The organism is Devosia sp. CN2-171, from assembly GCF_049354815.1.
GTDB lineage: Bacteria > Pseudomonadota > Alphaproteobacteria > Rhizobiales > Devosiaceae > Devosia_A.
In genome coordinates this window covers 993,587-1,012,429 of sequence record NZ_CP186479.1, presented here as the reverse complement: position 1 = coordinate 1,012,429, position 18,843 = coordinate 993,587, and the positions used below count along the sequence as shown (strand labels likewise).

The 18,843-nt window shown below is 63.6% G+C and carries 21 protein-coding genes, 1 tRNA gene and 1 pseudogene; 10 read left to right on the top strand and 13 right to left on the bottom strand.

Features of this window, described 5'->3' with window-relative positions; genetic code table 11:
• Nucleotides 1–21: 21 nt before the first annotated feature.
• From ACOYW5_RS05185 to ACOYW5_RS05175, 3 genes are all read right to left on the bottom strand, one after another.
• Complete coding sequence (locus ACOYW5_RS05185) at nt 22–606, bottom strand: NADPH-dependent FMN reductase (protein WP_423068189.1); 585 nt, start codon at nt 604–606, stop codon at nt 22–24.
• A gap of 110 nt (nt 607–716) precedes the next feature.
• Complete coding sequence (locus ACOYW5_RS05180) at nt 717–1,745, bottom strand: YcjF family protein (RefSeq protein ID WP_423068188.1); 1,029 nt, start codon at nt 1,743–1,745, stop codon at nt 717–719.
• The gene (locus ACOYW5_RS05175; protein ID WP_423068187.1) at nt 1,742–3,196 is read right to left on the bottom strand and encodes a YcjX family protein; all 1,455 of its coding nucleotides are present in this window, start codon (nt 3,194–3,196) and stop codon (nt 1,742–1,744) included. Before ACOYW5_RS05175 ends, ACOYW5_RS05180 begins: the two co-directional genes overlap by 4 nt.
• 108 nt (nt 3,197–3,304) lie before the next feature.
• On the opposite strand from ACOYW5_RS05175, the gene ACOYW5_RS05170 reads away from it, so the two are divergent.
• A complete protein-coding gene (locus ACOYW5_RS05170) occupies nt 3,305–3,742 on the top strand; it encodes an SRPBCC family protein (protein ID WP_423068186.1) in 438 nt (145 codons plus the stop codon).
• A gap of 15 nt (nt 3,743–3,757) precedes the next feature.
• Here ACOYW5_RS05170 and ACOYW5_RS05165 read toward each other — a convergent pair whose 3' ends face one another.
• Complete coding sequence (locus tag ACOYW5_RS05165; RefSeq protein WP_423068185.1) at nt 3,758–4,684, bottom strand: homoserine O-succinyltransferase; 927 nt, start codon at nt 4,682–4,684, stop codon at nt 3,758–3,760.
• Between the two features lie 56 nt (nt 4,685–4,740).
• Nucleotides 4,741–5,607: an ATPase gene (locus tag ACOYW5_RS05160; protein ID WP_423068184.1), complete on the bottom strand. Its 867-nt coding sequence runs from the start codon at nt 5,605–5,607 to the stop codon at nt 4,741–4,743.
• Between the two features lie 139 nt (nt 5,608–5,746).
• On the opposite strand from ACOYW5_RS05160, the gene ACOYW5_RS05155 reads away from it, so the two are divergent.
• Entirely contained in the window at nt 5,747–6,211 is a 465-nt protein-coding gene (locus ACOYW5_RS05155; RefSeq protein ID WP_423068183.1) for a DUF192 domain-containing protein, read from the top strand.
• On the opposite strand, the gene trhA is transcribed toward ACOYW5_RS05155, so the two are convergent.
• Complete coding sequence (gene trhA / locus ACOYW5_RS05150) at nt 6,198–6,884, bottom strand: PAQR family membrane homeostasis protein TrhA (RefSeq protein ID WP_423068182.1); 687 nt, start codon at nt 6,882–6,884, stop codon at nt 6,198–6,200. The two genes, ACOYW5_RS05155 and trhA, sit on opposite strands and share 14 nt — an antisense overlap.
• Before the next feature lie 137 nt (nt 6,885–7,021).
• Between trhA and ACOYW5_RS05145 the strand changes: the two are divergent.
• Nucleotides 7,022–7,231 (top strand): annotated as a pseudogene (locus tag ACOYW5_RS05145) (ArsR/SmtB family transcription factor); the annotation flags it as partial.
• Between the two features lie 66 nt (nt 7,232–7,297).
• Here ACOYW5_RS05145 and ACOYW5_RS05140 read toward each other — a convergent pair.
• From ACOYW5_RS05140 to ACOYW5_RS05115, 6 genes are all read right to left on the bottom strand, one after another.
• A complete protein-coding gene (locus ACOYW5_RS05140; RefSeq protein ID WP_423068181.1) occupies nt 7,298–8,134 on the bottom strand; it encodes a YdcF family protein in 837 nt (278 codons plus the stop codon).
• 148 nt (nt 8,135–8,282) lie between these two features.
• Nucleotides 8,283–8,358: transfer RNA gene (locus ACOYW5_RS05135), tRNA-Arg, on the bottom strand.
• Between the two features lie 33 nt (nt 8,359–8,391).
• The gene (locus ACOYW5_RS05130; protein WP_423068180.1) at nt 8,392–9,228 is read right to left on the bottom strand and encodes an MBL fold metallo-hydrolase; all 837 of its coding nucleotides are present in this window, start codon (nt 9,226–9,228) and stop codon (nt 8,392–8,394) included.
• A gap of 81 nt (nt 9,229–9,309) precedes the next feature.
• Nucleotides 9,310–9,501 carry a hypothetical protein gene (locus ACOYW5_RS05125; RefSeq protein ID WP_423068179.1) on the bottom strand — a complete coding sequence of 64 codons (192 nt, stop codon included), beginning with the start codon at nt 9,499–9,501 and terminating at the stop codon, nt 9,310–9,312.
• Nucleotides 9,502–9,783: 282 nt separating this feature from the next.
• Nucleotides 9,784–10,026 carry a hypothetical protein gene (locus tag ACOYW5_RS05120; protein ID WP_423068178.1) on the bottom strand — a complete coding sequence of 81 codons (243 nt, stop codon included), beginning with the start codon at nt 10,024–10,026 and terminating at the stop codon, nt 9,784–9,786.
• An 88-nt stretch (nt 10,027–10,114) separates the two neighbouring features.
• On the bottom strand, nt 10,115–11,146 hold the full coding sequence (locus ACOYW5_RS05115; protein WP_423068177.1) for a LacI family DNA-binding transcriptional regulator: 1,032 nt from the start codon (nt 11,144–11,146) through the stop codon (nt 10,115–10,117).
• Nucleotides 11,147–11,375: 229 nt separating this feature from the next.
• Here ACOYW5_RS05115 and ACOYW5_RS05110 point away from each other — a divergent pair, with 229 nt between their 5' ends.
• The 7 genes from ACOYW5_RS05110 to ACOYW5_RS05080 all read left to right on the top strand — a co-directional run bounded on the left by ACOYW5_RS05110 (nt 11,376) and on the right by ACOYW5_RS05080 (nt 18,405).
• On the top strand, nt 11,376–12,626 hold the full coding sequence (locus ACOYW5_RS05110; RefSeq protein ID WP_423068176.1) for an ABC transporter substrate-binding protein: 1,251 nt from the start codon (nt 11,376–11,378) through the stop codon (nt 12,624–12,626).
• A gap of 67 nt (nt 12,627–12,693) precedes the next feature.
• Nucleotides 12,694–13,641, top strand: coding sequence for a carbohydrate ABC transporter permease (locus ACOYW5_RS05105; RefSeq protein ID WP_423068175.1), 948 nt, complete (start codon nt 12,694–12,696; stop codon nt 13,639–13,641).
• Complete coding sequence (locus ACOYW5_RS05100) at nt 13,638–14,540, top strand: carbohydrate ABC transporter permease (RefSeq protein ID WP_423068174.1); 903 nt, start codon at nt 13,638–13,640, stop codon at nt 14,538–14,540. Before ACOYW5_RS05105 ends, ACOYW5_RS05100 begins: the two co-directional genes overlap by 4 nt.
• 2 nt (nt 14,541–14,542) lie before the next feature.
• Nucleotides 14,543–15,616: an ABC transporter ATP-binding protein gene (locus ACOYW5_RS05095; RefSeq protein ID WP_423068173.1), complete on the top strand. Its 1,074-nt coding sequence runs from the start codon at nt 14,543–14,545 to the stop codon at nt 15,614–15,616.
• 129 nt (nt 15,617–15,745) lie between these two features.
• Entirely contained in the window at nt 15,746–16,495 is a 750-nt protein-coding gene (locus ACOYW5_RS05090; RefSeq protein ID WP_423068172.1) for a sugar phosphate isomerase/epimerase family protein, read from the top strand.
• Between the two features lie 13 nt (nt 16,496–16,508).
• Nucleotides 16,509–17,258, top strand: a complete 750-nt coding sequence (locus tag ACOYW5_RS05085) for a sugar phosphate isomerase/epimerase family protein (RefSeq protein WP_423068171.1) — start codon at nt 16,509–16,511, stop codon at nt 17,256–17,258.
• 4 nt (nt 17,259–17,262) lie between these two features.
• On the top strand, nt 17,263–18,405 hold the full coding sequence (locus ACOYW5_RS05080) for a Gfo/Idh/MocA family protein (RefSeq protein ID WP_423068170.1): 1,143 nt from the start codon (nt 17,263–17,265) through the stop codon (nt 18,403–18,405).
• A 61-nt stretch (nt 18,406–18,466) separates the two neighbouring features.
• Here ACOYW5_RS05080 and ACOYW5_RS05075 read toward each other — a convergent pair whose 3' ends face one another.
• Nucleotides 18,467–18,790 (bottom strand): hypothetical protein, encoded by a 324-nt coding sequence (locus ACOYW5_RS05075; protein ID WP_423068169.1) that lies wholly within the window; start codon nt 18,788–18,790, stop codon nt 18,467–18,469.
• Between the last annotated feature and the right edge of the window lie 53 nt (nt 18,791–18,843).

The following is an 18,843-nucleotide window of genomic DNA, read 5'->3' as shown; positions in this document are numbered from 1 at the left end:
GGGGGGCGGGCCGGGTTCCGTTCAGGCAGTCTTGCGCAGCTCTTCCGTCGCTTCGCGCGGTTCGGCGAACCGGCCGATCCAGTCGCTGAAGCGGTCCACCCAGATCGAGAGATTGGTCCGCATCCGCTCGTCGGCGATGGTGTAGTCGTCCTCGATCGAGCCGGGCCGCGACTGGAAGTAGACTTCCGGCGTGCCCATCAGCGCGATTCCGGTCATCGGCAGGATCGAGCGTAGATGCGCCTGCGCCGCCGCCGTGCCGCTGACGCCGCCGGTCGCACCGGCAATGGCGGCCGGCTTGCCGCTCCACACGCTGTCGCCATACGGCCGGGACGGCCAGTCGATGGCATTCTTGAGAATGCCGGGGATCGAGCGGTTGTACTCGGGCGTCACGAACAGCACCGCATCCGCTTCGGCGATCTCACGCTTCAGCCGGATCACCTCGGCCGGCGGATCGTCCCACAGTGCTTCGTCATAGAACGGCAGGTTGTCGATCCGGATGTAGTTGAACGCGAGCTTGCCGGCGGCCAGCTTCTCCAGCGCCCGGGCGAGCTTCAGATTTGATGATGTCTGCCGGGTGGACCCGACCAGAACGGCGACGCGGTACACAGAAGCCCCCTTGGTATCGAAATGTGACTGAGGGTGGATATGTGCCCAAGCGGTCGGCCGCGCAAGACGGCACACCGGTGTTACCAGCGAACGCAGCGTTCACTGGTCCGCTAACGGTCCGTCTTCTGGCTGTTCAGCACATTGGCTAGTTCCGGGATGAAGTCCTTCACCACCGGCTGCTTCACCACCTCGAAGGGCAGGGGGCGAACCACCCGCATCGCTGCGATGCCCACTCGCACCGTCATCAGCCCATTGACCACGCCCTCGCCGAGCCGCGCCGACAGCTTCGCCGCCAGTCCCTGGCCGACGAGTTGCTCCACCACCCCATCGGTCAGCACCAGTCCGCCCGTTACGGCCAGATGCGCGAGGATAGCGCCGAGCAGCCGCCAGGTGCCGAGCAGGCCAGGACGCGCACCATAAAGGCGGGCGATGTCACCACCAAGCCGCACGCTTTCGTAGATCACGAAGGCAATGTCGATGAGCGCACGTGGGCTGACCGTCGTCACCAGCGCCACGCGCCGCGCCGAGGCCGCGGTCAGCGCGCGAGCGCGCGCGTCGAGCGGTGCCATCAGCAACCGCTCGCCCAGCCGCACATGCTCGGCGCCATCGAAGATGTGCCGCGCGCTGGCTTCGAGCTCGTCCCGGCCGCGCGCCAGGTCGGCACGCCGGGCGTAGATATCGAGCAGTTCGCGCGTCACCTCGGCGCCGTCCCTGTTGCGGTCGGTCGCCAGCGCGGACAGCGCCTGGTGCCGCAGCTTGTCGAGGGCCCGCAGCCGCATCAGCGACACGACCTCCCGCACCAGCAGCGCCGCGATCGCCACGACGAAGGCGGCCAGCACCGCCACGCCGACCCAGCCCAGCCAGGGCTGCGTCGCGAACAGGTCCGAGATCAGCCTCTCCGCCGCCAGCCCCAGCGCCAGCGACACGAGGATGCCGCCGGCGGTCCAGGCGATCCGCCCGAACCAGCCCATCAGCCGCGGCTTGGTCACTGCCTCGTCCAGCGGAACGTCAGCCTCGGTGATCGGCTCAATCATGTCGGGCAGCGCCACCACCTGCGTGGGTTGGAACACGCGCGGCCGACGCTGCTCCTCGGCCGCATCGGAACCGGTGCCGACGGTGCGTGCAAAGGGTGGCTTCATTTCAGCCAGTCTCCGATCAGGTAGTCGAGCGCCCGGTCGAAGCGTATATGCGGCAGCACGATGTTGCCCTCGGCATTCTTGTCGAGCTTCTGTGGCGGCTCGAAGCGCAGGAACTTCAGCGCCACCGGTCGCCCATCCTCGAACAGCGTCTCCGGATGCTCGGGCAGGTCGCCGGGGAACAGCGCGATCTCGGTGTTGCCGTCATAGGTCACCCCGTCCAGCACCTCACCCTTCTCAGGAGTGCCGACGATCACCTCGTGCCGCTGGCCACGGTCCTCGATCACGCTCTCGCGCGTCGAGCGCACCGCGGCAATCGCCATCGACTTCGTCTCCGCACCCGCGAACCGCGCTTTGCGCGAAGCGTCGGCGACAAGACGGTTCATCACCGCCTCGAGCCTGTCATGGCTCGACGAGTGGATGTGGTCCGCCTTGGTCGCCGCAAACAGAATCCGGTCGATGCGCCGCGCCACCAGCCGCGTCAGCACATTGTTATCCCCCTGCCGGAAGCAGGCTAGTATATCGGTGAGCGCGGCCTCGAGATCGGCCACCGCCGCGGGACCGGCATTGAGGGCGCGCAGCGTATCGACAAGCACGACCTGCCGGTCGAGCCGCGCGAAGTGATCGCGGAAGAACGGCCGCACCACGATCGCCTTATAGGCCTCGTATCGGCGCTCCATCATCGCGTAGAGGCTCGACGAACGAACGACGCCGGGCTGAGCTGGCAGCGGCGCGAAGGTGAGGGCAGGGCTCCCTTCGAGATCGCCCGGCAGCAGGAACCGCCCCGGCGGGAGCGAACTCAGCGCTCGCCCATCCTCGCGGCTGCGCCTCAGGTAATCGGTGAAGGCGGCGGCCAGCCGTTCCGCATCCACGTCGGTAGCCTCTTTCGCGCCGTCCGTCTGTTGGATTTCGTTAATGAACCGTTCAGCTTCGGCCTTCGAATGGGGCAGCTCTGCTCGCCTAAGTGCCTGCGCGCTCCATTCCCCATAGCCCAGCGAGAGCAGCGGGAGATCGAGCAGCCATTCGCCCGGATAATCGACGATATCGAGGTTCAGCACCGTCGGCCCGAACATGCCGGCTGCCCACCGGGTCGACTGGAATTTCAGCATCAGCCGCAACTGGCTGATCCGCCTCGTAGATTCCGGCCAGTGCGGATCCTTCCCGGTTAGCGCCGCCAGATGCTGCTCATACGCAAACCGTGGCACGCCCGCATCCGGATGTTCGGCCAGCCGTGCGCCAATAAAGCGCCCCTCGGTCAGCGCCGCAAAGCCCGGTAGCCGTCCGCCGGTAAGCAGATTGTGGATCAGTGAAGTGATGAAAACCGTTTTGCCGGAACGGCTTAGCCCGGTCACACCGAGCCGCAGCGTCGGCGTAAACGGCGCCTTGGCCGCATCGGCGAGGTTCCCCAGCGCTATGCCGATCTCGTCGGTGATGGTCGTCGGCGACTGCGGCACGGGCGCTCCTCAACGTCGTCCGGAACGTAGGTTGTTCGCGCCCGAATGCAAGACAGACGCGAACCTCTCCTCCGTCCGGGCGTTGAGCCTCCAGCACAGGAGATTCAAATGCAAAAACCCGTCGTAGAAGTCGACACCACCATCGCCGCACCCGCCGCCAAGGTCTGGCAGGCCATGCAGCGCGGGGCGATGTTCCCCGGCACGGAGATCGAGACAGACTGGAAGATCGGCCATCCCATCACCTTCAAGGGCGAATGGCAGGGCCGGTCCTTCACCGACCGCGGTGAAATCCAGAGCCTCTCCGAAGCACACGAACTCAGCTTCACCCACTGGAGCGACAAGGACGGCACGGGCAAACGCCCAGCGAGCTATCACGTCGTGAAATACGAGCTGAGGCCCTTCGGCAAGGACACGAAGGTGATCCTAAGCCAGTTCAACGAGGGGGAGGACAAAGCCGTCGATGCCAAGACGAAGGCCGAATTCGAGAAGAACTGGACGATGATGCTGGACGGTCTGAAAAAGGTCGCGGAGGGGAGCCCCAACTGAGGCTCCCCAGCTTCGTCAAGGCGACTGCTTCACCAGCCCGATCTGCGCCGGATCATACGGCGTGGTCTGATAGATCTCGTTGATCCAGTTCTGGAACAGCAGATGCGCGTGGCTGCGCCAGCGGTTCTCCGGCTCTACCGTCGGGTCGCCGCCGGGGAAGAGGTTCGTCGGCATCTCCGGGTTGAGCCCAGCCTTCACATCCCGGTCGTACTCGTCCGCCAGCGAACGGTTGTCGTACTCGAGGTGGTTCAGCATGTAGAGCGCCGGCCGAGCCTTGTCCCGCAGCATGCAGAGCCCGATCTCTTCGTTGTCGATGAGGATCTCGAGATCGTCCCCGAGACTGTCGCGGTCGATGTCGTTGTAGCGGGACACCGGGATCATCGGGCTGTCGGAGAAGCCGCGCAGCCATGGGTTTGGCCCGCCAACCAGTTTGTGCCGAAAAACGCCGAACGCCTTTTGCGGCATACGATAGCGCTTCGCCCCGTGGAAGTGATGTAGCGCCGCCTGCGCGCCCCAGCAGATGAACATCGTCCGGTGCACGTTGGTTTCGGTCCAGTTCATGATCTCAAGCATCTCGGACCAGTACTTGACCTCCTCGAACGGGATGTTGGCGATGGGCGCGCCGGTGACGATCAGGCCGTCGAACTTGCGCTCCCGCACCTCTTCCCAGGTCGAGTAGAACGTCTTGAGGTAGTCCTCGGACGTGTGCTTGCTCTGGTGGTCGGTGATGCGCACCAGCGTCATGTCGATCTGCAGCGGCGTCGAACCGATCAGGCGCGCGAACTGGGTCTCGGTGCGCTCCTTGTTTGGCATCAGGTTGAGCAGGCCGATCTGCAGCGGACGAATATCCTGGCGGGCGGCACGCGACGAATCCATCACCATAACGCCCTCCTGTTCGAGGGTCTTTCTGGCGGGCAGGTGGTCAGGAATACGAATGGGCATGATGTGCCTCTAAATGGGAATGCGATCGGTGGATTGAAGCGGCGCCGGCAAAGGCGCTATCGCATTCGCTTACCGATCGCCCCCGCGACAAGATCGAGGAACTCGTCGCCATCCCGCACCGTCGCGAGGTCGCTGGCTTCGACCGTGTAGCCGAAATTGTCGGCGAGCTTCTGGTAGCGTGGCAGCCGGTCGGTCAGCAACGCCTCGAAACCCCAGGCCCCGAACGCGTCCGGATCGACATCGGCGTCGTCCTTGATCTTGTTCAGCGCCTTGAACTCCGTCCACTTCCTCAGAAGAAAGTCCGGTTGGTAATACATCGGCTTGGGGCTGTGCTTGAAGCGCGCCACTAGCTTTTCCGTATCCGCCTCGGTGCCGCGGATGTAGAGCAGCAGCGTGCTGTCGGCGAGCGCCTTAATCACCGGGTCCTCGGCATTATCCGGGTTGATCACCTCGATCAGCGAACCGCCCGTATCGGCGACGAAGTTGCTGTAGCCGTAGATCTTCTCGGCGCGCTCGATGAAGTAAGGCACGTCCTTGAGCGCTTCGATCTCGGCAATGCGATGCTGCTCCTGCCGGCGCTGGTACTCCGCCAGCGGCAGTCCGCCCTTGGCCGTGCTCCCCGGCCGCCCGAGATAGGTCGAGAGCGGGTCGAGATTGGCGAAGGTGATGTTGCTGTCGATTTTGATCGAGTCGGTCCGCAGCAGTTCGCGCAGGAACGGCACCTTCATGGCCTCGGCCTTGAAGTTGTCGACGATGTACTCGCCCATGTAGCGCGTGCCGATACGGTAGTCGGCCGAATAGTGGAACCACTGGTGCTTGCGGAGTAGCGCTGAGAGCCACGTCTTGCCGACGCCGGCCATGCCGAACACCGTCACGGCGTGATGCGGCGCGGTCAGGAAGTCCTCGGCTTTGTTGAACAGCATGGCAGGGGTCCGGTGTGGCGCATGGATTTAGACGATAGGGAGTTGGCGAACAAGTCCGCGTCGGCGTTGCATGTTTCCCCTTTTCCGCCGCAACCGTCCGGATAGAGTGGCGCCGAACTCACCAGCCCACCGGCACCCCATGCAATCCCTCCTCAAAGCCCTCCAGGGCGCGCTCCTGCTGCTCGCGCTCATGCCCCTTGCCGCGTGTGCGGATGACAGCCGGCTGGTGATCCAGTCGGCCAACGGCGATCACACCTTCTCCGTCGAGGTTGTCGACACCAACGAGACCCGCGCCAAGGGCCTCATGTTCCGCACCGATCTGGGTCCGGACTCCGGCATGCTGTTCGATTTCAAGGAGAGCCGCGAGGTCAGCTTCTGGATGCAGAACACGCTGATCTACCTCGATATGATCTTCATCACCCAGGAGGGGCTGATCGCCAACATCCACGCCAACGCCGTGCCGCATGACACGACGTCGATCCCTTCGGATGGACCGGTTATGTTCGTACTGGAAATCCCCGGCGGGCGGGCCGCCGAGCTGGGCTTGAAGCCCGGCGACAGAGTTGTCCACGATCGCATCAAGGTCGGCGCTACAGCCGGCTGATCACCATGCAGTCGAGCACCGCGATGAGGTGCAGGCTGGCGCCCGCGACGACGAAGCTGTGCCACACAGCATTGTGGAAGGTCAGCCGTTCCCACAGGTGGAAGATGAGGCCGATGCTGTAGCAGAGGCCGCCGGCGACCAGCAGCCACAGCGCCACGCCCGGCAGGTGCGATGCCAGCGCCTGCAGCACGAACACGCCGCTCCAGCCAATGCCGAGATAGAGCACGATCGCGCCGCGCCCGAACCGGTGCGGCACGAAGAGCTTGAGCGCCATTCCCGTCAGCGCCGTGCCCCAGATCAGGATGCCGAGCAGGATGCTCGACGGCGTCGCCCCGAGCAGCACGAGGAACGGCGTGTAGGTCCCGGCGATGAACAGAAAAATCGCCGCCTGGTCGAGCCGTGCCAGCGTGCGCTTCGCCGGCGCCGTGATCGGGCACAGGTTGAAGGCCAGCGAAACGCTCAACACCAGCAGCAGGCTACCCACATAGAGCACCAGCGCCGGCAATTCTTTCGGCGCCGTCTCGTAGCCGGCGAAGGCCAGAAGGACGGCACCAAGCGCCACCGCCACGACGATCCCCACGCCATGGACGATGCCGTCGGCGACAAGCTCTGGCAGGGTAAAGGGGCGGCCCCGGGTCCACCAGGTTCGCGAAATGGTCGTCTCAGTCGTCACGGGGGGTCGGCTTCCGGCAAAATCCACAAATAAGCTGTGACAATCCCGTCATCGGACTGTCACAGTCAAGCCATTCCCGTTGACAGGTAACGCTGCTGTTACGATCTTCCGCGCACTGCCTTGTTTCGGAACGCGAAATGAATCTCCCCGAGCTCTACTCGGCCTTAGCCGATCCCACCCGGCTCAAGGTGCTGGACCTGCTGCACGAGAAATCGCGGCCGGTGCACGAGCTCGCCGCGGCCTTCGACATCAGCCGCCCCGCCATCTCGCGGCACCTGCGCGTGCTCAAGGAAGCCGGGCTGGTGAAGGAGGTGAAGCAGGGCCGGGAGAACGTCTACACGTTCCAGCGCGCGCCGCTGAAGGCCGGTGCCGCGTGGATCGAGAAGCGCTCGAGCAAGTCCGGCAAGGCAAAGTCAAAACCGGAGATCATGGCGACCGCCGAGCCCGCTTCCCAGCCCACTGCAAAGCCCAAGGATGTGGCTGCAAAACCGGCTCCGACGCCGAAGGTCGCTCCCAAGGTGGTCGCGCCACCACCGGCATCCGCTCCCGCGCCGCAGCTGTCGTTCTTCGACATCTAGGGGACCGGGCAGGATCTCATCGATCTTGCCGACGAGGTAGTAGCCTAAGAGCCCCGTCCATTCGCGCAGCGCCATGGTCGACAGCCAGAGGTTCTCGGTGGGTTGGTCGAACTTGACGTTCAGCCCTTCGCTGCCGCTTGTCATGTAGTCGGTCGGCCACGGCACGACGGCAAACTCCGCCCTCCGGAACAGCCCGACCGACCGGGGCATGTGGAAGGCCGACGTAACGAGCAGCCACGTCTGCCCCTGGCCGGCACCGGCGAGTTCCTTGGCGAAGACGGCATTCTCCTCGGTATTGCGCGACTTCTGGTCGAGGATCACACGCTCCCCGGTGACACCGAAGTCCGCGAGGAACCGCTCGACCGCAAGTGCCTCGGGCTCCTGGTGCGGAGCGAGCGCTGCCGGACCGGCCGCAACGACCACTTTGGCCGTCGGATATTTCAGCGCCAGTCGCAGCGCCTCGACATACCGGTCGCCGGAGCGGTTCAGCTCCCACCTGCCGCGGGTGGAAGTCACCTCGCCATCCATCGCGCCGCCGAGCACGACGAGGCCATCGACCTGCGCCGGCTCGACCGGTCGTGCGAACCGGTCCTCGAGCGGGGCGATCAGCGCATAGCCGAACGTGGTGAAACCGCAGACGAACAGGACCAGCAGCGAAAGCCCGGCCAACATTCTCGGTATCCATCGCCGCCTTACCCAGCCAAACGCCAGGCTAAGCACCAGAAGCACGACACTGACCGAAAGCGGCTGCACCAGCAGCCAGAAGATTCGTGTGAGATAGGGAAACAGGGCAGGGGCCTCCAGTATGGGGCCCGGAGCGTGGTGACCTCGGCAGGATTCGAACCTGCGACCAACAGCTTAGAAGGCTGCTGCTCTATCCCCTGAGCTACGAGGCCATGCGCGCGATGTAGCGCAACCTGCGCGCGTTGTCAGTCCAAACTCGCGCTGCGCAGTCTCGCGAGGTCGTCATTGTCGTGGCTACAGAAGATATCCACGTCCCCCGAATGCTCGTTCTTCAGCTGGCGCAGGCGCTCGAGGTTGCTGCGGGCGTTGTCGAGTTCGGTCGCCATGATGCGCTCGTAGATGCGGAGCCCGAGTGGCATGTGCGGGTGCGGCGCAAGCTGGCCATGGTTCAAGTACGCGTCGCCGGCATTCAGCAGCCACCCGTCCGGCGTGTTGATCGCGACGCCAGCATGCCCGCTCGTGTGTCCCGCCAACGGGATCATCAGAATCTCTGGCGGCAGGCCGTCCAGCTCCCGCACGGACTGGAAACCAAACCAGTCCTCGCCGCCGCCGGCATAGGTCCGCCAGTCGCGAACTTCGTCGTACATCAGCGGGCGATAGCGTTGCTTCGCGACAAAACTCCGCCGCTTGTGCTCGCTCGCATCACGCTCGGCTTCCATCACGTGGACGCGGGCTTCCGGAAAGTCCTCGAGCCCGCCGGCATGATCGAAATCAAGATGGGTCAGCACGATGTGCCGCACGTCCCTGGCAGAATATCCGAGCCCCTCGACCTGACGCAGCGCCGTATCTTCTTCGCGCAGCAGCGTGTTGAGCACCAGCGGCCAAGTATAGGCCAGCCGACGAGGAGAGGCGTGCCGCGCGTCCTGAAGGCCGTATCCGGTGTCGACGAGAACCAGTCCATCAGCCGACTCGATCAGCATGCAGTGCGTACAGAGGTCGCCGAGCAGCCCCTTGCTCTTGCCGTCGAAGAACGCACCGCCGATCGGCCGGTGCGTGCCACAGTTGAGGTGATGGATGCGCATGTCTGCCCCCGCTACAGTCACGGCATTAGCAGCCGAAACACTGGAACGGCGCAACCCATCCAGCCGCATGACAGCAGACCGTCAGGGATGCGGGGTCTTTTCCTGATGCGCAGTCTCAAACGGCGCCTTCAAGAAAGCGGTCAGCCGCTCCGATTCCGCCCGTTCCAGGACGACGTCGGCACAGATCAACGGTTCGGCGAGGAAAACGTGACGGAAAGCCCGCCCGAGGCGCCGCCAAAAGCCAGCGGTCTTCGTCGAGATGACCGAAATCATGAATGCGCCGTCTATGTCGGCATCAGGCTGTATCAGGACGCCGTGGTGCGGCGTTCTGCAGTTGCAGAGCAAATACTCATAGATCACAAATTAACGAAAGCCTCGGGCTCGACACCAATATGGTCGAGTGGGTCAACTCATATCGGCGCCAAAGCTTGCCGGCAAGAGACTGCGCCAGCGAGTTGCTTCCACCAGCGCAGAGGTACGAGTGCATCCATCACCATTCGGGTTACGGCACGAAGCTGGCGAAGTCGTTTGTATGAACTGACCATGCGAGGGCGGTCAGTGCTTGCGCCAGACCTGCACGTCTTCGTCAGCGACAAGTCTCAGCCCGTCACTGTTCTCGACATAGACCGATGCCGTCTCGCCCAAGGCTCGGAGCATCCTTGCAGCGAACAGGGCATCCGAAATCGCCTCGTCACGCTGGCTATAGGGCCGTGGCCCACCCTTGGGATCGATATCCCGCTCGGGGCTGGCTATGCGCCATCCCGCCCCGTCATGCGTCACTAATATCCTGACCGTCATGCCGCACTCTCCGGACGCACCAACGCGCATCGACGCCAGCAGTTGCGTAGGGTGCAAACAGTTGACTGCGACTGCGTGACGCCGCCGTTTAGCCGATCGTCCGCGTGCTCTCGCGCACGATCAGATCGGAGGTCAGAACCACATGCACCGGCTCGCCGTTTGAAACGCCTTCGATGATGTCGATCAGCAAGCGCGTCGCCATCCGGCCGATTTCCTCCCGGGGCTGGCGCATGGTCGTCAGCGGCGGGTTATAGTAGGGCGCGAAGGATACATCGTCGAACCCCACCACCGAGATGTCGCGCGGGCACTCGACGCCTGCGACGTGCATGCGGTGGATCAGCCCGGTCGCCATCTCGTCATTGCCGCAGAACACGGCGGTCGGACGCTCCGGTGCGACGAGGAACTGCTCGGCCGCCGCAGCGCCGGACTCGGTGTTGTAGGCGCCCTGGTAGAGCCATTCCGGGCGAACCTGCAGCCCTAGTGCCTGCATCGCCTCCTGGTAGCCGACGAAGCGCTCGTTGGTGGATTTGTTGCGCGATGGGCCGATGACATGAGCGATCCTTGTGTGCCCAAGTGCGGCCAGATGCTGCACCGCCCGCTTGGCGGCGAGGCGGTTGTCGGTGATCACCGAGTTCACCTTGGGATCGGGAATCTCGTCATAGGCGGCGACGAGCGGCAGGCTGATCCCGTCCGCGCCGATGTGGTGCAGCGAGTTCGTATCGAGCGAGCCGTCGAACAGCAGCAGCCCGTCAGCACGGGTGGACAGCAGGTAGTCCTGCAGCCAGCGGTTCGGATCATCGCCGATGCGGCTGGCGACGAGCACGCTGTAGCCGCGCGAGGACGCTTCGCTCAGCACGGCGTCGAGCACGGTCGAGTAGTACGGGTTGCCGATATTCGGCGCCGCCATCAGAATCGTGCGGGCGGCCTTGAGCCGCAACGAACGGGCCGCCTGGTTCATCGTGTAGCCGCTATCGCGTACTGCGGCGTGCACACGCTCGCGTGTCGCTTCCGTTACGCGTTCCGGTGCGCTCAGCACCCGGCTGACAGTTGCGGCGGAGACCCCGGCCTGCCGCGCAACATCCTGAATCGTAGGCGTTTTCCTGGACGTGTTCATGGCCATGCAGCGCTCCCTCTTCGCTGCCGACACCCCAAATTAGTTCGGCCTTGACAGCCGCTCAAGGAATGTCTGAAACTCCTGCAATCGATTGCATTGAAGTTTCGTAACGCTTGGTGTAATCGATTACACGCTGTCGCCTCCTAAGGCTATCCCTCGTTAGTGGGAGCCAGAGAGGCCGGCGCAGAATTCGCTGGGGGCGCATCGCTCCTCGGGAACGTTGGGAGGATACATTATGAAGTCGTTTTTCCCGGTGGTGGCCATGGTGGCCGCCGCCATGCTTGGTAGCACGGCCGTACGCGCGGCTGACGTCGAAGTCATCCATTGGTGGACGTCGGGCGGCGAGCAGGCTGCCGTGTCGGTTTTTGCGAACGAGTTCGACAAGACCGGCGACAAGTGGGTCGATAACGCGATTGCTCTGGGTGAGACCGCTCGTGCCGCCATCATGCAGCGCGCCCTCGGTGGTGATCCGCCGGATGCCGCGCAGTTCAACCCTGGCCGTCAGTACGAAGAACTGATCGCCGCCGGCCTGTTGCTCGACCTGACGCCCCTCGCCGAAAAAGAAGGCTGGGACAATTTCATCCGTCCCGCCGAGACCGTTGCTCCGTGCAAGGTTGACGGCAAGTGGTACTGCGTGCCCGTCAACATCCACATGAACAACTGGGCCTGGGCTTCGGTTTCGGCCTTTACGAAGGCCGGGCTCGAAGTTCCCAAGACCTGGGACGAGTATATTGCCGACCTGCCCAAGCTGAAGGAAGCCGGCGTCATTCCGTTCGCCGTCGGTGGTGACGGTGGCGGCTGGCAGATTTCCAACCTTGCCAACGGTCTCATCCTTGCTCAGCTCGGCGCCGCAAATGTCGAGAAGATCTGGAAGGACAAGGATCTCGCTCTCGCCGGTGGTCCGGAAGTGCTCAAGGCCTTCACCGATCTCAAGGCCCTCGGCAGCTACGCCGATGCCGGCTCGCCGAACCGCAGCTGGTCCGACACCACCTCGCTGGTGATCTCCGGTGAAGCGGCTCTGCAGGTCATGGGCGACTGGGCCCAGGGCGAATTCCAGGTTGCCGGTCAGAAGCCGGGTACCGAGTACGCCTGTCTGCTCGGGCCGCTCGTGCCGGAGCCCACGCATGTCCGCATCGGCGGCGACATCTTCGTGTTCTTCAAGCAGAACGATCCTGAAGTCGAGCGCGCCCAGCTGTCGCTGGCCTCGCTGATGGTCAATCCGCAGGTGCAGGCGCTGTTCAACACGGCCAAGGGTTCCGCCCCGATCCGTGACGACGTCGATCTGTCGCTTGCCAATGACTGCATGAAGCTGGCGATCGACGTGCTGAAGAAGCCGGGTGCGGTTGTTCCGGATCAGAACGTGTGGCGCAACGAGGCCTTCGCAACGGCCCAGAACGCCATCTTCTCGGACCTGATCTACAACGCCAACACCACTCCGGAAGCGGCTCAGGCGACCTTCGTCGAACTGCTCAAGAACGCCGAGTGATTTGTTGCGGCGGCCCGGTATACTCCGGGCCGCCGTTCTTTTTTGTCTTGCATGCGGGGAATAGCGCGTGACCACGACTGTTGCGACTGAGCAGGCGCTTACCCAGCGTCAGCTCAAAGCGAGAGCCGGTCGCCGACGTCTAGTCGGCAAGCTTTCGGCCATTATCGGAACGCTGCCGATGATGATCGTGGCGATTGGCGTCTTCGTCATCGGCATCACCTTCACGGTGGTGTTGTCCTTCACCAACACGAAATTCTTCCTGATCAACATCGATTTCGTCGGCTGGCGCCAGTACGATGTCTTGTGGTCGACGCCGCGCTGGCTGCAGTCTGTCACCAACATCTGGTTCTATGGCTTCGGACATATCGCGTTGTGCCTGGGCCTCGGTTTCGCCCTGGCAGTGGCTATGGATCAGCGTATCCGTGGCGAGGACGCGTTCCGCACGATTTTCCTCTATCCCTTCGCGCTGTCGGCGGTGATCACGGGTCTCGTCTGGCAGTTGATGCTGGATCCCCATTGGGGCTTCCAGGCGTTCGTGCGCAGCCTCGGCTTCGCTGACTTTACCTTCGCGCCGCTCGCCAGCGGCAGCACGGCACTGATCGGCATGATCGTCGCCAGCGTCTGGAACGGCGTCGGCGTCACGATGGCCATCCTTCTCGCCGGCCTCCGTGGCGTGGACGAGGAAATCTGGAAGGCGGCGCGCATCGACGGCATCCCGGCCTGGCGCACCTATTTCAGCATCGTCGTTCCGATGATGCGTGGCGCGATTGCTACCGCCGTCGTCCTGCTGGTCGTCAACGTCGTCCGCACCTTCGACATCGTCATCGCAATGACCGGCGGTGGCCCCGGTATCTCGACGCAGATGCCGGCGACCTACGTCATCGACAACATCAACTCGCGGAACGTCGCGCAAGGCGCGGCTGCGGCCACCTGCATGCTCCTGCCGATCGCGGCGCTGGTCATCATCCAAGCGTACTTCCGTTGGCGTGCCTCGCGCCGGGGGAGGACCACATGAGTTCGGTAGCTTTGCAGGCCGGCGTCGAGCCGTCGGGCCCGAAGCCCAGGCAAGTCACTGCAGGCCGGATCGGCATCTATGCCTTCCTGCTGATCGCGGCACTGTTCTTCCTCATTCCGCTCATCGTCATGCTGATGACGTCGATGAAGTCGATGGGCGAAATCCGTGGCGGCAATATCTTCGCGCTGCCGACCCAGCCGACCTTCGACTACTGGGTCAAGGCCTGGAGTTCGGCGTGTACCGGCGTCACATGTAACGGCCTTGCCCCCGGCTTTCTCAACTCAGCCAAGATCACGCTGCTGTCCGTGCCGATCTCGATCGTCATCGCCATGATCAACGGCTACGCGCTGAGCTTCTGGCGCTTCCGCGGCTCGGAGCTGATGTTCGCGATCCTGGTGTTCGGCGCCTTCGTGCCGTTCCAGGTGCTGGTCTACCCGATCATTTTCGGCCTCAGCCGTGTCGGCCTGTTCGGCACGCTGCCGGGCATCGTCATCGTCCACACCATCTTCGGCATGCCGATCCTGACGCTTCTGTTCCGCAACTTCTTCCAGTCGTTGCCGATCGAGCTGTTCAAGGCGGCGCGCGTCGATGGGGCAGGGTTCTGGCGCATCTTCTTCTCGGTGATGCTGCCCATGTCGGTGCCGATCGCCATCGTCGCGGTGATCCTGCAGGTCACCGGCATCTGGAACGACTTCCTCTTCGGCCTGGTTTTCGCCGGCCGCGAGAACATGCCGATGACGGTCCAGCTCAACAACATCGTGCGTACCTCGACCGGTACGGTCGAATACAGCACCAACATGGCGGCCACCGTGCTTACCGGCGCGATCCCGCTGTTCGTTTACTTCGTTTCCGGCAAGTGGTTCGTCCGCGGTATCGCTGCCGGCGCCGTGAAAGGCTGACCATGGTTACCAGTGTAGAAATCAAGGACCTGTCGCTCAATTACGGTACCGTCACGGTGCTGGACAATTTGAGCCTCGAGGTCGGCCAGGGCGAGTTCATCGTGCTGCTCGGGCCCTCGGGTTGCGGCAAGTCGACCCTGCTCAACTGCATCGCCGGGCTGCTCGACATCTCGGCCGGCCAGATCTTCATCTCCGGCAAGAACGTCACCTGGGACGAGCCAAAGGACCGCGGCATCGGCATGGTGTTCCAGTCCTACGCGCTCTATCCGCAGATGACGGTAGAGAAGAACATGAGCTTCGGCCTCCGGGTCGCGGGCATGCCGAAGCCCGAGATCGAGTCGCGGGTGAAGCGGGCTGCCGGGATCCTGCAGCTGGAAGCCCTGCTGCAGCGCAAGCCGGTTGAACTCTCGGGTGGTCAGCGCCAGCGCGTCGCCATCGGTCGCGCGCTGGTCCGTGACGTGGACGTGTTCCTGTTCGACGAGCCGCTTTCGAACCTCGATGCCAAGCTCCGCAACGACCTGCGCGTCGAGATCAAGCGGCTGCACCAGCGGCTCAAGAACACCATGATCTACGTCACCCACGACCAGATCGAGGCGATGACCCTGGCGGACCGCATCGCGATCATGAAGAACGGCGTGATCCAGCAGCTCGCCGATCCGCACACCATCTACAACAAGCCCACCAACCTGTTCGTCGCCGGCTTCATTGGCTCCCCTTCGATGAACTTCATCAAGGGCGACCTGAGCTCAGGCACGCTCGACGCATCGGGCACTCCGATCTCACTGGCCAACTACCAGTTCAACGGTACCGCGAACGGCAACGTCGTGCTCGGCATTCGCCCCGAGCATGTCGCCGTCGGCGAGGACGCTCGCAAGATGCCGTTCCAGATCGAGAGCGAGATCGAGATCGTCGAGCCGATGGGCGCCGATACGGTGGCGTGGACCAAGCTCGGCGGGCAGTCGCTGACCTTCCGCGCCGCCGCGGAAGTGCACCTCGAACCCGGCCAGAAAGTCCTGATCGGCTTCGATCCTGCTCGTGGCTCCGTCTTCAACGCTGAAAGCGGCAACCGCATCTGACCTTTCGGCTCGTTAGGCTTACCGGGCGGGTGGCGAGGAGGCCGCGTCCGATGCTACGAGCCACCGACAACAGCGACGCGCGCCCCGGTTTTGCAACCGGGGCGAACGCATTAGCGGAGGAGATATTTCTTGGATTTTTCGTTCCAGCTCTATAGCGCCCGGAACTTCCCGCCGCTCGACGACGTGCTCGGCCGCATCGCGAAGGCTGGCTACCGTCAGGTCGAGGGTTTTGGTGGGCTTTATGCCGAGGCGGAAAGCCTCGCCGCCTTGCTGAAGAAGTACGGCCTCACCATGCCGACGGGCCATTTCGGCCTCGCTCAGCTACTGGACACAGATGCGGCCCTCAAGACCGCGGAAACGTTGGGGATCAAGTATCTCTACTGCCCCGCTGTGTCCAAGGAAGAGCGCGAGAACCAGCCCGACAGCAAGTGGGTCGCACTTGGCGAGACCCTCGCCGGCCTCGGCGAGGCTTTCCGCAAGCGCGGCTTCGGCTTTGGCTGGCATAACCACGCCTTCGAGTTCGAACCCACCGCCAGCGGCCGGTTGCCTATGGACATCCTACTCGAGACGGCGGCCCACAACGAGTGGGAGATGGACGTCGCTTGGGTGGTGAAGGGGGGACAGGACCCGATAGCCTGGATGAAGAAGTTCGGCGGCCGTATCAACGCCATTCACGTCAAGGACATCGCGCCCGCCGGCGAGAATGCCGACGAGGATGGCTGGGCCGATGTCGGCCACGGCACCCTCGACTGGGACGCGCTCTACGCCGCCGCCAAGCAGCACACCAATGTCCGCTATTTCGTGATGGAGCACGATAACCCGGCCGATGTTGACCGGTTCGCCTCCCGCTCCATCGCTACCGTCAACGCCTGGAAATAGATCGAGAACATCAATGGATATCGGCTTTCAGCTTTTCAGCGCCCGCAATTTCCCGCTGGCAGACGTACTCAAGAAGGTGGCCGCGCTCGGCTACACCCATGTCGAGGGTTACGGCGCGCTTTACGCCAACCCCGATCCGGCAGCGCTGAAGGCCCTGCTCGACGCCAACGGTCTCACCATGCCGACGGCCCACATCAGCCTCGGCGACCTTGAGGATACGTCCAAGACCCTGAAGCTCACCGAGACGCTGGGCATCAAGGTTGCGGTCTGCCCGTGGCTGGCACCGGACCAGCGCCCGACTTCGGCTGATGGCTGGAAGGCATTTGGCGACAAGCTGCAGAAGATCGGCAAGCCGCTGCAGGATGCCGGCCTCACGTTCGGCTACCACAACCACGACTTCGAGTTCGTCTCCTATGACGACAAGTACGCGATGGACCTGCTGCTCGAGGCTGCGCCGGCCGTGAACGTCGAAGCCGACGTCGCCTGGATCGTACGCGGCAAGGCCGACCCGGCCACCTGGCTGTCGAAGTTCGGCGACCGCATCGTCGCCGTCCACGTCAAGGACATCGCCCCGGCTGGCGAGAATACCGATGAGGATGGTTGGGCCGACGCAGGGCAGGGCATCGTGCCCTGGAAGACCCTGTGGCCGATCGTCCGCAACCAGACCAAGGCGCAATACTTCGTCGCCGAACACGACAATCCCAAGGACATCGACCGCTTCGCTTCGCGCTCGATCGCCTTCATCAAGACCCTTGGAGCCTAAGATCATGGCAAAGACCTATGGCGTCGGCATCATGGGAGCCGGCAACATCTCGGCTGCCTATCTGCGCCTCGCCCCGCTGTTCAAGAACCTCGAAGTCCGCGCCGTCGCCGACATCATTCCCGAGGCCGCCAAGAAGCGCGCTGAGGAATACGGCGTCGCGGCCCAAACCCCGGACGAGCTGCTGAAGAACTCGGAGATCGATGTGATCGTGAACCTCACGATCCCCTCGACCCACTTCCAGGTCACCAAGGACATCCTGAGCGCCGGCAAGCATGCCTACTCTGAAAAGCCCTTCGTCCTCAGCGTCGAGGAAGGCATCCAGATCAAGGCGCTGGCCGACGAGCACAAGCTGAAGGTCGGCTCCGCGCCGGACACCTTCCTCGGCGGCTCGCACCAGCAGGTCCGCTCGATCATCGACTCCGGCAGGCTCGGCAAGATCGCATCCGGCACCATGCACGTCATGAGTCGCGGCATGGAGCACTGGCACCCCAATCCGGACTTCTTCTTCCAGCCCGGCGGCGGCCCCATCCTCGACATGGGTCCGTACTACGTCACCGACCTGATCAGCCTCGTCGGCCCGATCAAGCGTGTCACCGCCTTCACCGGCAAGGCACGCGAAGAGCGTGAAGTGACGACGGCCGGCTCGCCCTTCCAGGGCACCAGGATCAAGGTCAACACCCCGACCACGATCCACTCCATCCTCGAGTTCCACAACGGCGCCATCATCACGCTGGGCGCCAGCTGGGACGTGTCGAGCAACGGCCACCACAATATCGAGCTCTACGGTACCGAAGGCTCGGTCTACGTGCCCGATCCGAACTTCTTCAACGGCGACGTCACGATCACCGATCGCGCCGGCACCAAGGAGAAGGTGACCCCGTGGGATCACCCATTCGGCGTCGCCAACCAGGATCTCGACAAGCCAGCGCCGCGTGCCAACTACCGCAACGCCGGCCTGAGCGACATGATGGACTCGATCGAGACCGGCAAGGCCGCCCGCTGCGGCCTCGACGTGGCGCTTCACGCCGTCGATGTGCTGACCTCGATCCTCAAGTCGGGCGAAACCGGCCAGGTCATCACGCTTGCCACCACCTGCCAGCGCCCCGCGGCGCTGGGCCCGGATGAAGCCCGCGCGCTGCTGAAGTAAGCGTTCTCACCGACAATCTTTGGAACGACCGCTGTCGTTGGATGGCGGCCGTTCTGGGTGGCTACAATCGACCCCGGAAGATGAACTCGTGGTTCTGGCAAAGCTGGGCCCGATAGTTGAACTCCTTGCCTTCCTTGACCCTGATCAGCACGTCCACCACGCACTTGTTCGCCCCGTCGTCGAGCAGCACCTGCAGCTTTCCTTTGGGAGGGATCGGCTTTCCTTTAAGCCGTTCAGATCCCATTTCGGCGGTCACGATCTCCACGTAGAGTTCGGTGATCGTCAGCTTCGAAGCGTTCTTGAAATGGATGCGGAGAGGCGCTCCCGCCCATGCGGGCAAGGTCATTATCGTAGCCGCAAGCACTGCGGCAAATAGTTGCTTCATTTGATATCCCCCGGGGCAGCGTAGCCCTGCCCGCGGAAATATAGCGAACGAAA

Coding starts and splice junctions, on each gene's coding strand:
- ACOYW5_RS05180 (WP_423068188.1), bottom strand. CDS start 1,745: ATGAAGCCACCCTTTGCACGCACCGTCGGCACCGGTTCCGATGCGGCC.
- ACOYW5_RS05120 (WP_423068178.1), bottom strand. CDS start 10,026: ATGACGGTCAGGATATTAGTGACGCATGACGGGGCGGGATGGCGCATA.
- ACOYW5_RS05140 (WP_423068181.1), bottom strand. CDS start 8,134: ATGTTGGCCGGGCTTTCGCTGCTGGTCCTGTTCGTCTGCGGTTTCACC.
- ACOYW5_RS05170 (WP_423068186.1), top strand. CDS start 3,305: ATGCAAAAACCCGTCGTAGAAGTCGACACCACCATCGCCGCACCCGCC.
- ACOYW5_RS05115 (WP_423068177.1), bottom strand. CDS start 11,146: ATGGCCATGAACACGTCCAGGAAAACGCCTACGATTCAGGATGTTGCG.
- ACOYW5_RS05095 (WP_423068173.1), top strand. CDS start 14,543: ATGGTTACCAGTGTAGAAATCAAGGACCTGTCGCTCAATTACGGTACC.
- ACOYW5_RS05130 (WP_423068180.1), bottom strand. CDS start 9,228: ATGCGCATCCATCACCTCAACTGTGGCACGCACCGGCCGATCGGCGGT.
- ACOYW5_RS05075 (WP_423068169.1), bottom strand. CDS start 18,790: ATGAAGCAACTATTTGCCGCAGTGCTTGCGGCTACGATAATGACCTTG.
- ACOYW5_RS05100 (WP_423068174.1), top strand. CDS start 13,638: ATGAGTTCGGTAGCTTTGCAGGCCGGCGTCGAGCCGTCGGGCCCGAAG.
- ACOYW5_RS05165 (WP_423068185.1), bottom strand. CDS start 4,684: ATGCCCATTCGTATTCCTGACCACCTGCCCGCCAGAAAGACCCTCGAA.
- ACOYW5_RS05155 (WP_423068183.1), top strand. CDS start 5,747: ATGCAATCCCTCCTCAAAGCCCTCCAGGGCGCGCTCCTGCTGCTCGCG.
- ACOYW5_RS05080 (WP_423068170.1), top strand. CDS start 17,263: ATGGCAAAGACCTATGGCGTCGGCATCATGGGAGCCGGCAACATCTCG.
- ACOYW5_RS05160 (WP_423068184.1), bottom strand. CDS start 5,607: ATGCTGTTCAACAAAGCCGAGGACTTCCTGACCGCGCCGCATCACGCC.
- ACOYW5_RS05125 (WP_423068179.1), bottom strand. CDS start 9,501: ATGATTTCGGTCATCTCGACGAAGACCGCTGGCTTTTGGCGGCGCCTC.
- ACOYW5_RS05110 (WP_423068176.1), top strand. CDS start 11,376: ATGAAGTCGTTTTTCCCGGTGGTGGCCATGGTGGCCGCCGCCATGCTT.
- ACOYW5_RS05085 (WP_423068171.1), top strand. CDS start 16,509: ATGGATATCGGCTTTCAGCTTTTCAGCGCCCGCAATTTCCCGCTGGCA.